Below are 15,252 nucleotides of genomic sequence, written 5' to 3'. Positions count from 1 at the left end.
CGTCCCCGGGAATCCAGACACCCTGACTCACATATCGGAGCGCATCATGGCGGGCACGACCCAGCCCTCGGCCATCGACGACATTCTGGCCGAACACGCCGGCCTCGAACTGCAGCTGGCGGATCCGTCGCTGCACAACGATCCGGCCGCAGCCAGACGGGTCGGCAAGCGATTCGCCGAACTCGCGCCGATCATGGCCACCCACACCAAGCTGCTCGCCGCCCGTGAGGACCTCGAGGCGGCCCGTGAGCTGGCCGCCGACGACTCCGCCTTCGCGGCCGAGGTGCCCGCGCTCGAGGCGCTCGTCGCAGAGCTGGACGTGGCGCTGACCGATCTGCTCGCGCCGCGCGACCCCCACGACGCGGACGACGTGGTGCTCGAGCTCAAGTCGGGCGAGGGTGGCGAGGAATCGGCGCTGTTCGCGTCGGATCTGGCCCGGATGTACATCCGCTACGCGGAGCGGCACGGCTGGCGCGTCGAGGTGCTCGACGCCACCATCTCCGATCTCGGCGGGTACAAGGACGCGACGATCTCGATCAAGTCGAAGGGCGACGTGCGGGACGGGGTCTGGGCCCGGTTCAAGTTCGAGGGCGGAGTACACCGCGTGCAGCGCGTGCCCGTCACCGAGTCGCAGGGCCGCGTGCACACCTCCGCGGCAGGCGTGCTGATCTACCCGGAGCCCGACGAGGTCGAGGAGGTGCAGATCGACGAGGGCGATCTGCGCATCGACGTGTACCGGTCGTCCGGCAAGGGCGGTCAGGGCGTCAACACGACCGATTCCGCGGTCCGGATCACGCACCTGCCCACGGGCATCGTGGTGACCTGCCAGAACGAACGCTCCCAGCTGCAGAACAAGGCCCGCGCGATGCAGGTTCTCGCGGCGCGGCTGCAGGCCGCCGCCGAGGAGGCCGCCGAGGCCGAGGCGTCGGCCGGGCGGGCCAGCCAGGTCCGCACCGTCGACCGGTCCGAGCGCATCCGTACCTACAACTTCCCCGAGAACCGCATCACCGATCACCGCATCGGATTCAAGGCGCACAACCTCGACGCCGTGCTCGACGGTGACATGGACGCGCTGCTCGACGCGCTCGGCAAGGCCGACCGGGAGGCCCGGCTCGCCGCGGAGTGAGCCGGGGGAGCGGGGCCTCCCGGCAGGTCAGTCGTCGGGCTCGCCCGCCAGCTGGCTGATGTCGATGCCCGGCAGCAGGAAGCAGTTCTCGCCCGTGGCGTTCTGGTAGTTGCCCCACACGGCGGACACGGCGACACCCCCTTCCGGTTCCACGAGCGCGGCAGGGAACTTGGCGTCGCCCTCGCTGGGCGTCAGTTCGGCCGCGCCGGTCTCGCCGGTGTTGATGTTGATCCAGTTGACATCGGGACCGGACCTGCCTGCCTCGTTGACGACGAACAGCAGGTCGTCCGGTTCGATGGCGGCCTGCTCCTGGTGGGTGAGGGACTGCACCGGGGCGATGCCGCCGGCGCAGAACAACGGAGTCGGCTGAATGTCGATCGGTGCCGCGGACGCCAGTGCGGGCGCCGCGAGGGCGGCGGCGCCGGTGAGTGCCGCTGCCGTGGCGACGCGAAAGGTGAATCTTGAACTTGTCATGGGGATTCCTTTCCTTTGGCCGGACGAATCGACCGTATCGGCGTTCTCCGCGCCCGGCGTGGTTCGTGGCCTGTGCGTGTCCGGTTCGTGACGGCGTGGCAGGCTGAACGCCGTGAGCCGACAACCGTTGCGCCTGGCGATCCTCGACGCCACCAGAATCCTCGAGGAAGCCGGCGTGCCCAGCCCGCGAACAGACGCGGAACTGCTCGCCGCGCACGTGGTGGGCGTCGAACGCGGCCGACTCGGATTGGTGCCGCTCGTCGAACCCGAGGTCATCGAGACCTACCGGGAGATGGTGGCGCAGCGCGCGAAACGAATTCCGTTGCAGCACATCACCGGCGTCGCGGCGATGGGGGATATCGACCTCGCGGTGGGCCCTGGCGTCTTCGTGCCACGGCCCGAGACGGAGCTGTTGCTCGCGTGGGCGCTGGCCGTGCTCGAGGCCACCCCGACCCGGCCGCCCGTGGTTCTCGACCTGTGCACCGGTTCCGGGGCGCTGGCGTTGGCCATCGCGCACGCCCGCCCGGACGCGGTCGTGCACGCCGTCGAACTGGAGCCGAAGGCACTGGCGTGGGCGCGCAAGAACGCCGACGCCCGGGCCGCCGACGGGGACACACCGATCGTCCTGCACCACGGGGACGTGACCAGCAGGGCGCTGCTGACCGAACTCGAGGGCGGCGTGGATCTCGTGGTCTCGAACCCGCCGTACATTCCCGAGGGGGCGGTCCTCGACCGCGAGGTCGCCGAGCACGATCCGGCGTCCGCACTCTTCGGTGGCCCGGATGGGCTGTCGGTGATCACGCCGATGGTCTCGAACATCGCCCGGTGGCTGCGGATCGGCGGCGCGCTTGCCATCGAGCACGACGACAGCAACGGTGGCCAGGTCGCCGCGCTGCTGCGGGAACGACGCGTCTTCGGCGAGGTCGCCGAGCACGACGACCTCGCCGGCAAACCGCGGTTCGTGGTGGGTCGACGCGTCGCGACCGCGGCCGAGGCGGCGCGACGCCCGTGAGGTCGCGAACCCCCGATGTCCCGGCTGTCGGGGTGGTGACCGAACCGGCTCTTTCGGCAGGGTGAAAGGATGGACCGGTGAGCATCGTCTACGACTGCGGACAACCCGAAACACGTGAGGCCGGAATCCGCGCGGCCGGCAACGCACTCAAGGCAGGCCGGCTGGCGGTCATCCCCACCGACACGCTGTACGGCCTGGCGGCAGACGCCTTCGACGGCGAGGCGGTCGCGAGCCTGCTGCGCGCCAAGGGCCGTGGGCGGGACATGCCGGTGCCGGTCCTCGTCGGCTCGTGGAACACGATCGACGGGCTGGTGTTCACCGTGCGCCCGGAGGCCCGCGAACTGATCCGTGCCTTCTGGCCGGGCGGGCTGAGTCTCGTTGTCCAGCAGGCGCCGTCGCTGGCCTGGGACCTCGGGGACACCCGCGGGACGGTGATGCTGCGGATGCCACTGCACCCCGTTGCCCTCGAACTGCTGCGCGAGGTCGGCCCGCTCGCGGTGTCGAGTGCCAACATCTCCGGGCATGCGCCCGCGACCACCGTGGAGGAGGCGCGCAGCCAGCTCGGTGGCAGCGCCAGCGTCTACCTCGACGGCGGGCCGGCCGAACATGCCCTCGCGTCCACCATCGTCGACCTGACCTCCGACGTCCCGCGCATCCTGCGTGAGGGTGCGGTCCCGACACCGGCGGTCGCCGAGGTGCTCGGCGTGACCGTCGAGAGCCTGCTCGGGGGCGGGGACCGAGGGTGAGCACCGCACAGTGACCGTCGTCGACGCCACGCTCCTGCTCGCAGCGGACGGCCCGGCGAACCGGGGGGCCGGGGTGCCGCTGCGGGAGCTGCTGCTGGTGCTGTTCACCGCCGCGGTCGTCACGTTCCTCGCGACCGGTGCCGTGCGGCTGTTCGCGATCAAGTTCGGGGCGGTCGCCGTTCCCCGGGACCGCGACGTGCACGTCACGCCGACGCCGAGACTCGGCGGCCTCGGCATGTACCTCGGTTTCGCTGCGGCACTGCTGTTCGCTCAACAGCTTCCGGCGTTGACGCGCGGATTCGAGTACAACACCAAGGACATTCCGGCGGCACTGGTCTCGGCGACGGTGATCGTCGCGGTGGGGTTCATCGACGACCGCTGGGGGCTCGACGCGCTCACCAAGTTCGTCGGCCAGGTCACCGCGGCCGGGGTGATGGTCGTGATGGGTGTGAGCTGGCTGGTGCTGTACGTCCCGTTCGGGGGCGGCACCACCTGGGTGCTCGACCAGCTGCAGGGCGGCTTGTTCACCGTGCTCGTCGCGGTCGTGATGATCAATGCGATGAACTTCGTCGACGGTCTGGACGGCCTGGCCGCCGGGCTCGGGTTGATCGCGTCGGTGGCGATCTGCGTGTTCTCCGTCGGCCTGCTCCACGAGCAGGGCGGTGACGTCAGCGCCTACCCGCCGGCGATGCTGGCCGCCGCGCTCGCGGGTGCCTGCCTCGGGTTCCTCCCGCACAACTTCCAGCCGGCCCGGATCTTCATGGGTGACTCCGGGTCGATGCTGATCGGCCTGATGCTCGCAGCGATCTCGACGAGTGCGTCCGGGCGGATCCCGCTGAACGCCTATGGATCTCGCGACATGCTCGGCCTGCTCTCGCCGCTGCTCCTGGTCGGCGCCGTGATGTTCATTCCGATCCTGGACCTGCTGCTGGCGGTGGTTCGCCGGACGATGGCGGGCCGCAGCCCGTTCGCGCCGGACAAGATGCACCTGCACCATCGGTTGCTGCAGATCGGGCACTCGCACCGTCGTGTCGTGCTTCTGATCTACCTCTGGGTCGGCGTGCTCGCGTTCGGCGCCGTGGGGTCCGCGCTGTTCGACCGGCGCATCGTGGTGCTGCTGGTGGCCGGCGGGCTGGTGTTCGCGTTGGTGGTGACCGCGGTCCCGTCGCTGCGGCTGCAGCAGGTTCGTGGCCGCGACGGCGGCGGTGCCGCCTGACGGGTGCGGCGGCGGTGCCGCCTGACGGGTGCGGCGGCGGTTCCTGAGCGACCGCTACCCTTGACGGTTGTGAGCTTCTCTCCCGAACCCCTGCCCGATCCGTCCGCACCACTTCGCGCCGCGGTGCGTTGGGGGCTCGCAGGGCTGGTTGCCCTCGCGGTCGTGGGGTCCGTGGTGGCCTCGCTGGTCGCGGGGTGGGCCGGACTGTGGGGTGCGCTGATCGGTGTCGCGGTGGGTGGTGGGTTCATCCTCTGCACCGCGCTGGCGGTCCTGTTCACCGAGAAGATGCCGCCGGCGACGTCGGGTCTGATCCTGCTCGGCAGCTGGCTGCTGAAGATGATCCTCGCGATCGTCGTGCTCGGCCTGCTCAAGGGGATGGATTTCTACAGCAAGGGCGCCCTGGTGATCGTCATGGTGCTCGCACTGGTGATCGTGCTCGGCGCCGAGACCTACGGTCTGCTGAAGGTGAAGGTGCCGTACGTCGACACCGCGGAGCCCAAATCTGACGAGAAGTAGTACTACATCCAGTAGTTTTTTCGTCAATGACGACCCCCGTCTACACAACGTCGTAGTTGTCTTGATAAGGTCAAGCTCACGCGAGTGCTGGAATGACGCGAATCAGACGAAACAGCGTCGGGCCGCAGTCGCACAGGTGACTCCCGTTTCGAGTGTTTCGTGGTACGAAACTGCGCGTGGTGGGGCCGCCGAGTCGACGACAGTCGCCGACACCGACAGACGCAAGACCGCCGATTCCTCCGGGCACAGGCGGGCGCAGCGGCTGACGAATACGCGAGCCGACCTTGTCGACTTGTTAGTTCGTCAATGTCCGATCGAACCGCAGGCGATGCCGCCTGCGGCCACGACTACGGGAGAGACCGCTGAGCGTCACCACCCTGGCCGCGGAGTTCCATCCGCCGTCACTTGCAGACTTCTTCCCTCCCGCTGTGCTGTTCGAGGGCACGCCGTTCGAGCTCGACCGTCTGATGCTGATCCGCATCCTCATGACGGTCGTCCTGCTCGGCTTCTTCGCGTTCGCGATGCGCAGCCCGAAGCTCATCCCTCGTGGCGCGCAGAACGTCGCCGAGATCGGACTGAACTTCGTCAAGGAGCAGATCGCCGACGAGGTCCTCGGCAAGGAACAGGGCAAGCGCTTCCTGCCCGTCCTGGTCACGATCTTCTTCACGGTCCTGTTCCTGAACTCGTCCAGTGTGATCCCGTTCCTGAACATTTCGTCCAACGCACGCGTCGGCATGCCGATCGTTCTCGCCGCGCTCGCGTACGTCGTGTTCAACTACGTCGGTATCAAGAAGTACGGCTTCTTCAAGTACGTGAAGTCGAGCATCGTGGTCCCGAACGTGCCGCTGCCGCTGCACTTCCTGCTGATCCCGATCGAGTTCATCTCGACGTTCATCCTGCGGCCGTTCACGCTGACCGTGCGACTCATGGCCAACATGCTGGCCGGTCACATCATGCTCGTGCTTTTCTTCAGCGCCACCCAGTACTTCTTCTTCGAGGCCGCGGCCGGAATGAAGATCTTCGGTGTGTTCTCGCTGGCAGCCGGATTCGGCTTCACCCTCTTCGAGCTGCTGGTGATCTTCCTGCAGGCGTACGTCTTCGCCCTGCTGACCGCCGTGTACATCGACCTGGCGCTGCACGCCGATTCGCACTGATCTCGACTGCACTGACTGCCTGACACACCACACAAACTGACCCTTCGCCGAACCCGGCGGCGGGCAACAGAAAGGGAACGGAAAACCACATGAGCCTCTCGTACCTGGCACAGACCACCTCCGAGGTCACCGGCGGCGGATTCGGCGCCATCGGTTACGGCCTCGCCGCCATCGGCCCGGGCATCGGCGTGGGCATCGTCGTCGGTAAGGCCATCGAGGGCATCGCCCGTCAGCCCGAGCTCGCCGGCCAGATCCGTACCAACATGTTCCTCGGTATCGCGTTCACCGAGGCCCTGGCGCTGATCGGCCTCGTTGCCGGCTTCATTTTCTGATCACGCCATGTCGAACATTGCAGTGATCGCGGCCTCGGAGGGTGAGGACATCAATCCTCTGCTCCCCGAGACCTATGACATCGTCTGGTCGCTGGTCTGTGTCGCTGTCATCGGCTTCGTCTTCTGGAAGTACATCCTTCCGAAGTTCCAGCAGGTCCTGGCCGATCGCTCCGACCAGATCGAGGGCGGCATCAAGCGCGCCGAAGAGGCCCAGGCAGAGGCGAAGGCGGCGCTCGAGCAGTACCGCGCCCAGCTCGCCGACGCTCGGACCGAGGCAGCGGCCATCCGCGAGGATGCCCGCACCCAGGGTCAGCAGATCATCAACGAGATGAAGGTGCAGGCCCAGGAGGAAAGCGACCGTATCGTCGCAGCCGGCAGCAACCAGCTCGCCGCACAGCGTCAGCAGATCGTGGCGGAGCTCCGCAGCGACCTCGGGCGCACCGCGGTGGACCTGGCCGAGAAGGTCATCGGCGAGACCCTGGCCGACGACGTGAAGCGGGCCGGCACGATCGACCGGTTCCTCAGCGAACTGGACACCGTCAGCGCTGACTCCGCAAACGGAAAGTGAGCACCATGTACGCAGCAAGCCGTGAGGCGCTGACTCAGACGAGGAGCGCCCTGGAATCAGCGTTGGCCGGGGTTTCGGCCGGCGCAGCGACCGCGGCTGCGGCACAGACCGGTGCGGAGCTGTTCACGGCGGTCGAGGTTCTCGACGGCCAGCGCACCCTCCGCGCCGCGCTGGCCGATCCGTCGGCTCCCGCGGCCGTCCGGCAGGCGCTCGCCGAGCAGGTGTTCTCGGACAAGGTTTCCGCCGAGACCCAGGCGACGCTGAAGGCAGCGGTCGGTCAGGACTGGTCGACCTCCGCGGACCTGCGCAACTCGCTGGTCCAGCTGGGCCGGGAGTCGCTGCTGCGTGCAGCCGACGACCAGGGTCAGCTCGACACCGTCGAGGACGAGCTGTTCCGGCTCGGGCGCATCGTGGCCGGCGACGCCGACCTCGAGCAGAGCCTGTCCGATCGTGCCCGCCCGGCGTCGGCCAAGCGTGAGCTGCTGTCCAAGCTGCTGTACGGCAAGGTCACGGCGGTCACCGAGGCGCTGGCGGGCCAGGCGGTCGGCCGACTGCAGTCGGCTCCGGCGGACGCGTTCAACGAGTTGTCCGAGCTGGCCGCGGCCCGACGGGACAAGGCGGTCGCGCACGTGCGCAGCGCCACCCCGCTGTCGGCAGCCCAGTCCGAACGGCTCGCCGAGACGCTGACCAGGACCTACGGGAAGCCGGTCACCGTGCATGTGGAGGTCGACCCCGAGCTCCTCGGTGGACTCGTGGTCCGCGTGGGTGACGAGGTCATCGACGGCAGTGCCGCGGGACGACTCGCCGCGCTGCGCAAGAACCTCAAGTAGCCGGCGTCCACCTGCTGCGCCACGCAGCACCCACCCTCCCGAACCAATTTCGAGACCAGATACCGAGAGCAGGAAGAACATGGCGGAGCTGACGATCTCCTCCGACGAGATCCGTAGCGCGATCGAGAACTACACCGCGAGCTACTCCCCGGAGGCCTCCCGTGAGGAGGTCGGCACGGTGTCCGACACCAGCGACGGCATTGCGCACGTCACCGGCCTGCCTTCGGCGATGGCCAACGAGCTGCTGGAGTTCCCCGGCGGCGTCCTCGGTGTGGCGCTGAACCTGGACGCCACCGAGATCGGTGCCGTCATCCTGGGTGACTTCCAGGACATCGAGGAGGGCCAGCAGGTCAAGCGGACCGGCGACGTCCTCTCCGTTCCCGTCGGCGACGGCTTCCTCGGCCGCGTCGTCAACCCGCTCGGCCAGCCGATCGACGGCCTGGGCGAGATCGAGTCGACCGAGACCCGCGCCCTCGAGCTGCAGGCCGCGACAGTGCTCGAGCGTCAGCCCGTCGAGGAGCCGCTGCAGACCGGCATCAAGGCCATCGACGCGATGACCCCGATCGGCCGCGGACAGCGTCAGCTCGTCATCGGCGACCGCAAGACCGGCAAGACCGCGGTCTGCATCGACGCGATCCTGAACCAGAAGGCCAACTGGGCGACCGGCGACCCGAAGCAGCAGGTCCGCTGCATCTACGTCGCGATCGGTCAGAAGGGCTCCACCATCGCCGGCGTGAAGCAGGCGCTGGAGGAGAACGGTGCGATGGAGTACACCACCATCGTCGCCGCCCCGGCCTCCGACTCCGCCGGCTTCAAGTGGCTCGCTCCGTACACCGGTTCGGCCATCGGCCAGCACTGGATGTACCAGGGCAAGCACGTCCTCGTCGTGTTCGACGACCTGACCAAGCAGGCCGAGGCGTACCGCGCCATCTCGCTGCTGCTGCGTCGCCCGCCGGGACGCGAGGCCTACCCCGGTGACGTCTTCTACCTGCACTCCCGCCTGCTGGAGCGCTCGGCCAAGCTGTCCGACGCGCTCGGTGGCGGTTCGCTGACCGCGCTGCCGATCATCGAGACCAAGGCCAACGACGTTTCGGCCTACATCCCGACCAACGTCATCTCGATCACCGACGGTCAGGTCTTCCTCGAGTCCGACCTGTTCAACAAGGGCATCCGCCCCGCCATCAACGTCGGCATCTCGGTGTCCCGCGTCGGTGGCGCCGCCCAGACCAAGGGCATGAAGAAGGTCTCCGGCTCGCTGCGTCTGGAGCTGGCACAGTTCCGTGAGCTCGAGGCGTTCTCCGCGTTCGCCTCGGACCTGGACGAGGCATCGAAGGCTCAGCTCGAGCGCGGCCAGCGTCTGGTCGAGCTGCTCAAGCAGGACCAGTACAGCCCGATCGCTGTCGAGGACCAGATCATCTCGATCTACCTCGCCGGTGAAGGCGTGTTCGACTCCGTCCCGGTCGGCGACGTCCGCCGGTTCGAGTCCGAGCTCCTCGAGGACCTGCACCGTAACGCCGCCGGCGTGTACGAGCAGATCGCGGGTGGCAAGGCGCTCGACGACAGCTCGATCGAGGCGCTCAATGCCGCGACCGACAAGTTCAAGCAGGGCTTCCTCGCCTCCGACGGCAGCCGCGTCGTCAACGAGGCCGAGGCCGCCGCTCTCGGTGCCGACGAGGTCAGCCAGGAGCAGGTTTCCGTCACCCGCAAGCACGTCACCAAGTGAGCGCGGCGGCCGTGACGGACACCAATTGGGAAGGAGGGACTGAGTAGATGGCGAACTTGCGCGAATTGCGCTCCCGCATCAAGTCGGTCAACTCGACCAAGAAGATCACCAAGGCGCAGGAGCTGATCGCCACCTCCCGGATCACCAAGGCGCAGATTCGGGTGGCGGCGTCCAAGCCGTACGCCGAGGAGATCACCAAGGTGCTCTCCGCGCTGGCGAGTGCCTCGGGATCGCTCGATCACCCGCTGCTGAACGAGCGCGCGAACCCGAAGCGCGCGGCCGTGCTGGTGGTCACCAGTGACCGCGGTATGTGCGGTGGCTACAACTCCAACGTCCTCAGGGAGGCCGAGGAGCTGTTCGCGCTGCTGCGCAGCGAGGGCAAGGAGCCGGTGCTCTACGTGCTCGGCGCGAAGGGCCTGACCTACTACACCTTCCGCGACCGCGATGTGAAGGGTGCCTGGACCGGATTCTCCCAGGATCCGGGCTACGCCGATGCGGCACGGGCCAGCCGTCACCTCGTCGAGCTGTTCATGGCGGGATCCGGCAACACGATCCCGGCGTACAACGGTGAGGGCACGATCGAGGGCGTCGACGAGCTGCACATCGTCTACACGAAGTTCGTGTCGATGCTGACGCAGTCTCCGGAGGTTCGCCGGATGGCGCCGCTGGAGGTCAACTACCAGGACGAGAACTTCGAGCTCGGCGAGGACATGCTCACCGACTCGAACGGTGCTGCGCCGACGGCTCAGTACGACTTCGAGCCGGAGGCCGGGACGCTGCTGTCCGCCCTGCTGCCGAAGTACATCAACACCCGCATCTACTCCTCGCTGCTCGATGCGGCAGCGTCGGAGTCGGCCGCACGTCGTACCGCCATGAAGGCGGCCACCGACAACGCGAACGAGCTGGTGAACACCCTGAGCCGTGAGGCCAACCAGGTGCGCCAGGCACAGATCACCCAGGAAATCAGCGAGATCGTCGGTGGCGCGAATGCGCTCGCCTCGAGCGCAGGAAGTGACTAAGAGCACATGACCGCAGCAGTAACCCAAACCAACGCGAACGGCGCGGGCACCACGTCCGGCCGGGTCGTGCGGGTCATCGGTCCCGTTGTGGACGTTGAGTTCCCGCGTGGCGCCGTCCCCGCCCTGTTCAACGCCCTGAACGCCGAGGTCACCCTCCCGTCCGTGGCCAAGACGCTGACCCTCGAGGTGGCGCAGCACCTGGGCGACAACCTGGTGCGCACCATTTCGATGCAGCCCACCGACGGCCTCGTCCGCGGCGCGGCGGTCGTCGACTCCGGCAAGCCGATCTCGGTTCCCGTCGGTGACGTCGTCAAGGGCCACGTGTTCAACGCCCTCGGCGACTGCCTCGACGCGCCGGGCACCGGTCGCGACGGCGAGCAGTGGGGCATCCACCGCAAGCCCCCGGCCTTCGACCAGCTCGAGGGCAAGACCGAGATCCTCGAGACGGGCATCAAGGTCATCGACCTGCTGACCCCGTACGTCAAGGGCGGCAAGATCGGTCTGTTCGGTGGTGCCGGCGTCGGCAAGACCGTTCTGATCCAGGAGATGATCACCCGTATCGCCCGCGAGTTCTCCGGAACCTCGGTGTTCGCAGGCGTCGGTGAGCGCACCCGTGAGGGCACCGACCTTCACCTCGAGATGGAAGAGATGGGCGTCCTCCAGGACACCGCCCTTGTCTTCGGCCAGATGGACGAGCCGCCGGGAACGCGTATGCGCGTGGCCCTGTCCGCGCTGACCATGGCGGAGTACTTCCGCGATGTCCAGGGCCAGGACGTGCTGCTGTTCATCGACAACATCTTCCGCTTCACCCAGGCCGGTTCCGAGGTCTCGACCCTGCTGGGTCGTATGCCTTCGGCCGTGGGTTACCAGCCGACGCTGGCGGACGAGATGGGTGAGCTCCAGGAGCGCATCACCTCGACCCGTGGCCGCTCGATCACCTCGCTGCAGGCGATCTACGTCCCCGCCGACGACTACACCGACCCGGCGCCGGCGACCACGTTCGCGCACCTCGATGCGACCACCGAGCTCTCGCGTCCGATTTCGCAGATGGGTATCTACCCCGCTGTGGACCCGCTGACGTCGACCTCGCGCATCCTGGAGCCCGGCATCGTCGGTGCCGAGCACTTCCGCGTCGCCAACGAGGTCAAGCGGATCCTGCAGAAGTACAAGGAACTGCAGGACATCATCGCCATCCTCGGTATGGACGAGCTGCAGGAGGAGGACAAGGTCCTCGTCGGCCGCGCCCGTCGTCTGCAGAAGTTCCTCGGCCAGAACTTCATCGTCGCCGAGAAGTTCACCGGTGAGCCCGGCTCCGTGGTGCCGCTGCGCGACACCATCGAGGCGTTCGACCGCGTCTGCAAGGGCGAGTTCGATCACCTGCCCGAGCAGGCGTTCAACAGCTGTGGTGGACTCGACGACGTCGAGGCCGCTGCCGCCAAGATCGCGGGGAAGTAGTCGACGATGGCTGAGATGACCGTTGAGCTCGTCGCCGTCGAGCGGCGGCTGTGGTCGGGGCAGGCGACTCTCGTCAGCGCCCAGACCACCGAGGGTGAGATCGGCATCATGTACGGCCACGAGCCGGTCCTCGGCCAGCTGGTCGAGGCCGGGACGGTCGCCATCACCACCGCTGACGGCGAGCGTCTCGTCGCCGCGGTGCACGGTGGCTTCCTCTCGGTGACCGGCAAGACGGTGACGGTCCTGGCGGAGTCCGCGGACTTCTCCGGTGACATCGACGTCGACGTCGCCAAGGCCGTCCTCGCCGACAGCAGCGCCACCGACGAGGCGATCGCGATCGCCAAGGGCCAGCTCCGCGCTGTCGAGCGGGCCTGACAGGTACCCCCGAAAAGCCGCGACGAGTAGGCCGACGAGTAGTGACATCCGGAGTGATCGTTCTCTTCATTCTGGTTGTGCTGCTCGCGGCCCTCGTCGCGGCTTTCGTGTACCGCCTCACCGTCCTGCGGCGCGGCGGCACCGCGGCGATCCTGCGAACGTTGCCTGCCGACGCCGGTCTGGGTTGGCGGCACGGGATCATTCGCTACGGCGAGGAAACCCTGGTGTTCTTCAAACTGTCGAGCCTGCGCCCGGGACCGGATACGCGGATCGCCCGTCAGGGCATCGAACTCGGCGATCGACGATCCCCACAGGACACCGAGTACGACATCATGACCGACGAGATCGTCATCGTCGAGGTGCGTGACGGTGAGCGGGCGTTCGAGTTCGCCCTCGACAGGGGAGCGCTGACCGCGTTCCTCTCCTGGGTCGAATCGCGGCCGTCCGGGCGTTCCGTGCGGGGACGCCCACCCGGATCGACCGACTGACATACGAACGAACCCCGACCGTCTCCGGTCGGGGTTCTCGTGGTTTCAGGGTCAGTTACGGTCTCCGCCGGGCTTCCACAGGACGTCGCCGCCCGGGTTCGCGACCCGGCCGAGGATGAACAGCAGGTCCGACAACCGGTTCAGGTACTTCGCCGGCAGCACGCTGGTGTCCTCGGGCGCCGCGTCGACCGCGGCCCACGCCGCGCGTTCCGCACGCCGGACCACGGTCCGTGCGACGTGCAGTTGCGCGGCCAACACGGTCCCACCCGGCAGGATGAACGAATTCAGCGGCTCGAGCTCCTCGTTGAACTCGTCGCACCATCCCTCGAGGCGTTCGACGTAGGCGGGGGTGACCCGCAGCGGCGGGTACTTCGGATTCTCGACCACCGGCGTCGACAGGTCCGCGCCGGCATCGAACAGGTCGTTCTGCACCTGTCGGAGCACGCCGGTGATCCGGTCGTCGGGGGAGCCGAGGGCCAGTGCGACTCCGAGCGCCGCATTGGCCTCGTCGCAGTCGGCGTAGGCGATCAGCCGGGGGTCGTTCTTCGACACCCGGGAGAAGTCGCTCAGTCCGGTGGTCCCGTCGTCTCCGGTGCGGGTGTAAATGCGGGTCAGGTGCACTGCCATGGGGTCACGGTACCGCGCCTCGCGAGGGCGCCGAGGGCAGCTGGTTAGGCTGTGCGACTGTGAGTGAACGCTTTCTGGTCACCGGCGGCAACCGACTGTCGGGAGAAGTCTCCGTCAGCGGCGCGAAGAACAGCGTCCTGAAACTGATGGCGGCAGCACTGCTGGCCGAGGGCACCACGACGATCACCAACTGTCCCGACATCCTCGACGTCCCGCTGATGGCCGAGGTCCTGCGTGGACTCGGTTGCGAGGTGGCACTCGACGGTGACGAGGTGCGGATCACCACCCCGGCCGAACCGAAGTACCACGCGGACTTCCCCGCGGTGACTCAGTTCCGGGCGTCGGTCTGTGTGCTCGGCCCGCTCGTCGCACGGTGCCGCCGGGCCGTCGTGGCACTGCCCGGTGGTGACGCGATCGGTTCGCGACCGCTGGACATGCATCAGTCGGGGCTCCGCCTGCTCGGCGCCACCAGCGAGATCCAGCACGGTTGCGTCGTCGCCGAGGCGGAGGACCTGCACGGTGCCAGCATTCGGCTGGCCTTCCCGTCGGTCGGGGCGACCGAGAACATCCTGATGGCGGCTGTCCTCGCGAAGGGTGAGACGGTGATCGACAACGCCGCCCGCGAACCCGACATCGTCGACCTGTGCAACATGCTTGGGCGGATGGGCGCCCAGATCGAGGGCGCCGGAACGTCGACGCTGACGATTCAGGGTGTCAGGGCCCTGCGCCCGACGGAGCACCGCGTGATCGGGGACCGCATCGTCGCGGCCACCTGGGGAATCGCCGCCGCGATGACGCGAGGTGACGTGCGCGTGCGCGGGGTCAACCCGAGGCATCTGGCGCTCGTGCTCGACAAGCTGCGGGCGGCGGGCTCGGAGGTCACCGCCGAGCCCGACGGATTCCGGGTGGTGCAGGAGTCGCGTCCGAGGGCGGTCAACTTCGCGACCCTGCCGTTCCCCGGATTCCCGACGGACCTGCAGCCGATGGCGATCGGGCTGGCCGCCGTCGCGGACGGCACTTCGATGATCACCGAGAACGTCTTCGAGGCACGGTTCCGGTTCGTCGAGGAGATGATCCGGCTCGGTGCCGACGCGCGTACCGACGGCCACCATGCGGTGGTCCGGGGTATCCCGCAGCTGTCGAGCGCACCGGTGTGGTCGTCCGACATCCGCGCCGGAGCGGGCCTGGTGCTCGCCGGCCTGGTCGCGGACGGAACCACCGAGGTCCACGACGTGTACCACATCGACCGTGGCTACCCGAGGTTCGTCGAGGACCTCACCGATCTCGGGGGAGACATCGAGCGGGTGCCGGGAACGGACTGAGGTCCGGCCGGCCCGTGGTGACCGAAGGGCGTCGTCGCTCGCGAATGCGAGGGGCGGCGCCCTTCGGCGTTGTGGAGCCCTCGGAATCGTGGGTGTCCGGCGTCACACCGCGGTGTTCTGCCGGTGTTGGCGGGTTTCGATGGGTGGTGACCTGCGTGTTCGCATCGCTGCGCATGCTGTGACCAGCGGATTTGCGATGCCGTTCACGGCCACGTAACTTTTGTCGAGTCAGAGCGACACGGACACCGACCCGGCCCGCGAGGGACTGG

General features: G+C 67.9%; 17 protein-coding genes. 15 read left to right on the top strand and 2 right to left on the bottom strand.

The features are described from left to right. Positions 1–46 precede the first annotated feature (46 nt). Positions 47–1,126: a peptide chain release factor 1 gene (gene prfA / locus ACWEPG_RS27850; RefSeq protein ID WP_450113525.1), complete on the top strand. Its 1,080-nt coding sequence runs from the start codon at positions 47–49 to the stop codon at positions 1,124–1,126. A 27-nt stretch (positions 1,127–1,153) separates the two neighbouring features. On the opposite strand, the gene ACWEPG_RS27845 is transcribed toward prfA, so the two are convergent. Next, positions 1,154–1,600 carry a hypothetical protein gene (locus ACWEPG_RS27845; RefSeq protein WP_450113526.1) on the bottom strand — a complete coding sequence of 149 codons (447 nt, stop codon included), beginning with the start codon at positions 1,598–1,600 and terminating at the stop codon, positions 1,154–1,156. Between the two features lie 112 nt (positions 1,601–1,712). On the opposite strand from ACWEPG_RS27845, the gene prmC reads away from it, so the two are divergent. The 13 genes from prmC (at position 1,713) to ACWEPG_RS27780 (ending at position 13,034) form a co-directional block, all read left to right on the top strand. Continuing rightward, positions 1,713–2,612, top strand: a complete 900-nt coding sequence (gene prmC / locus ACWEPG_RS27840; protein ID WP_450113527.1) for a peptide chain release factor N(5)-glutamine methyltransferase — start codon at positions 1,713–1,715, stop codon at positions 2,610–2,612. A gap of 77 nt (positions 2,613–2,689) precedes the next feature. After that, the gene (locus tag ACWEPG_RS27835) at positions 2,690–3,358 is read left to right on the top strand and encodes an L-threonylcarbamoyladenylate synthase (RefSeq protein WP_450113528.1); all 669 of its coding nucleotides are present in this window, start codon (positions 2,690–2,692) and stop codon (positions 3,356–3,358) included. Between the two features lie 10 nt (positions 3,359–3,368). Beyond that, positions 3,369–4,574: a glycosyltransferase family 4 protein gene (locus ACWEPG_RS27830; RefSeq protein ID WP_450113529.1), complete on the top strand. Its 1,206-nt coding sequence runs from the start codon at positions 3,369–3,371 to the stop codon at positions 4,572–4,574. Positions 4,575–4,634: 60 nt separating this feature from the next. Then, positions 4,635–5,090: a hypothetical protein gene (locus ACWEPG_RS27825; RefSeq protein ID WP_450113530.1), complete on the top strand. Its 456-nt coding sequence runs from the start codon at positions 4,635–4,637 to the stop codon at positions 5,088–5,090. A gap of 428 nt (positions 5,091–5,518) precedes the next feature. Continuing rightward, positions 5,519–6,244 carry a F0F1 ATP synthase subunit A gene (gene atpB, locus ACWEPG_RS27820; RefSeq protein ID WP_450113531.1) on the top strand — a complete coding sequence of 242 codons (726 nt, stop codon included), beginning with the start codon at positions 5,519–5,521 and terminating at the stop codon, positions 6,242–6,244. A gap of 89 nt (positions 6,245–6,333) precedes the next feature. Continuing rightward, positions 6,334–6,576 carry an ATP synthase F0 subunit C gene (locus ACWEPG_RS27815; RefSeq protein WP_450113532.1) on the top strand — a complete coding sequence of 81 codons (243 nt, stop codon included), beginning with the start codon at positions 6,334–6,336 and terminating at the stop codon, positions 6,574–6,576. A gap of 7 nt (positions 6,577–6,583) precedes the next feature. Next, positions 6,584–7,144 (top strand): F0F1 ATP synthase subunit B, encoded by a 561-nt coding sequence (locus ACWEPG_RS27810; protein ID WP_450113533.1) that lies wholly within the window; start codon positions 6,584–6,586, stop codon positions 7,142–7,144. A 5-nt stretch (positions 7,145–7,149) separates the two neighbouring features. Next, positions 7,150–7,974 carry a F0F1 ATP synthase subunit delta gene (locus ACWEPG_RS27805; RefSeq protein ID WP_450113534.1) on the top strand — a complete coding sequence of 275 codons (825 nt, stop codon included), beginning with the start codon at positions 7,150–7,152 and terminating at the stop codon, positions 7,972–7,974. A 79-nt stretch (positions 7,975–8,053) separates the two neighbouring features. Further along, complete coding sequence (atpA, locus tag ACWEPG_RS27800; protein ID WP_450113535.1) at positions 8,054–9,697, top strand: F0F1 ATP synthase subunit alpha; 1,644 nt, start codon at positions 8,054–8,056, stop codon at positions 9,695–9,697. Between the two features lie 47 nt (positions 9,698–9,744). Then, positions 9,745–10,716 (top strand): F0F1 ATP synthase subunit gamma, encoded by a 972-nt coding sequence (locus ACWEPG_RS27795; protein WP_450113536.1) that lies wholly within the window; start codon positions 9,745–9,747, stop codon positions 10,714–10,716. A 6-nt stretch (positions 10,717–10,722) separates the two neighbouring features. After that, entirely contained in the window at positions 10,723–12,171 is a 1,449-nt protein-coding gene (atpD, locus tag ACWEPG_RS27790) for a F0F1 ATP synthase subunit beta (RefSeq protein ID WP_450113537.1), read from the top strand. Positions 12,172–12,177: 6 nt separating this feature from the next. After that, a complete protein-coding gene (locus ACWEPG_RS27785; RefSeq protein WP_450113538.1) occupies positions 12,178–12,546 on the top strand; it encodes a F0F1 ATP synthase subunit epsilon in 369 nt (122 codons plus the stop codon). A 53-nt stretch (positions 12,547–12,599) separates the two neighbouring features. After that, complete coding sequence (locus tag ACWEPG_RS27780) at positions 12,600–13,034, top strand: DUF2550 domain-containing protein (protein WP_450113539.1); 435 nt, start codon at positions 12,600–12,602, stop codon at positions 13,032–13,034. 51 nt (positions 13,035–13,085) lie between these two features. On the opposite strand, the gene ACWEPG_RS27775 is transcribed toward ACWEPG_RS27780, so the two are convergent. Next, positions 13,086–13,661 carry a cob(I)yrinic acid a,c-diamide adenosyltransferase gene (locus ACWEPG_RS27775; protein ID WP_452595812.1) on the bottom strand — a complete coding sequence of 192 codons (576 nt, stop codon included), beginning with the start codon at positions 13,659–13,661 and terminating at the stop codon, positions 13,086–13,088. Between the two features lie 59 nt (positions 13,662–13,720). Here ACWEPG_RS27775 and murA point away from each other — a divergent pair, with 59 nt between their 5' ends. Next, entirely contained in the window at positions 13,721–14,983 is a 1,263-nt protein-coding gene (gene murA, locus ACWEPG_RS27770) for a UDP-N-acetylglucosamine 1-carboxyvinyltransferase (protein WP_450113541.1), read from the top strand. Positions 14,984–15,252 lie beyond the last annotated feature (269 nt).

It is taken from the genome of Rhodococcus sp. NPDC004095 (assembly GCF_053604015.1).
The sequence above is the reverse complement of the archived record's forward strand: the minus strand, read 5'-3'. Positions and strand labels throughout refer to the sequence as shown.

Excerpts from the sequence above, each read along its gene's own strand:
- prfA (WP_450113525.1), top strand. The coding sequence starts at position 47 with ATGGCGGGCACGACCCAGCCCTCGGCCATCGACGACATTCTGGCCGAA.
- ACWEPG_RS27845 (WP_450113526.1), bottom strand. The coding sequence starts at position 1,600 with ATGACAAGTTCAAGATTCACCTTTCGCGTCGCCACGGCAGCGGCACTC.
- ACWEPG_RS27815 (WP_450113532.1), top strand. The coding sequence starts at position 6,334 with ATGAGCCTCTCGTACCTGGCACAGACCACCTCCGAGGTCACCGGCGGC.
- ACWEPG_RS27810 (WP_450113533.1), top strand. The coding sequence starts at position 6,584 with ATGTCGAACATTGCAGTGATCGCGGCCTCGGAGGGTGAGGACATCAAT.
- ACWEPG_RS27805 (WP_450113534.1), top strand. The coding sequence starts at position 7,150 with ATGTACGCAGCAAGCCGTGAGGCGCTGACTCAGACGAGGAGCGCCCTG.
- atpA (WP_450113535.1), top strand. The coding sequence starts at position 8,054 with ATGGCGGAGCTGACGATCTCCTCCGACGAGATCCGTAGCGCGATCGAG.
- ACWEPG_RS27795 (WP_450113536.1), top strand. The coding sequence starts at position 9,745 with ATGGCGAACTTGCGCGAATTGCGCTCCCGCATCAAGTCGGTCAACTCG.
- atpD (WP_450113537.1), top strand. The coding sequence starts at position 10,723 with ATGACCGCAGCAGTAACCCAAACCAACGCGAACGGCGCGGGCACCACG.
- ACWEPG_RS27785 (WP_450113538.1), top strand. The coding sequence starts at position 12,178 with ATGGCTGAGATGACCGTTGAGCTCGTCGCCGTCGAGCGGCGGCTGTGG.
- ACWEPG_RS27775 (WP_452595812.1), bottom strand. The coding sequence starts at position 13,661 with ATGGCAGTGCACCTGACCCGCATTTACACCCGCACCGGAGACGACGGG.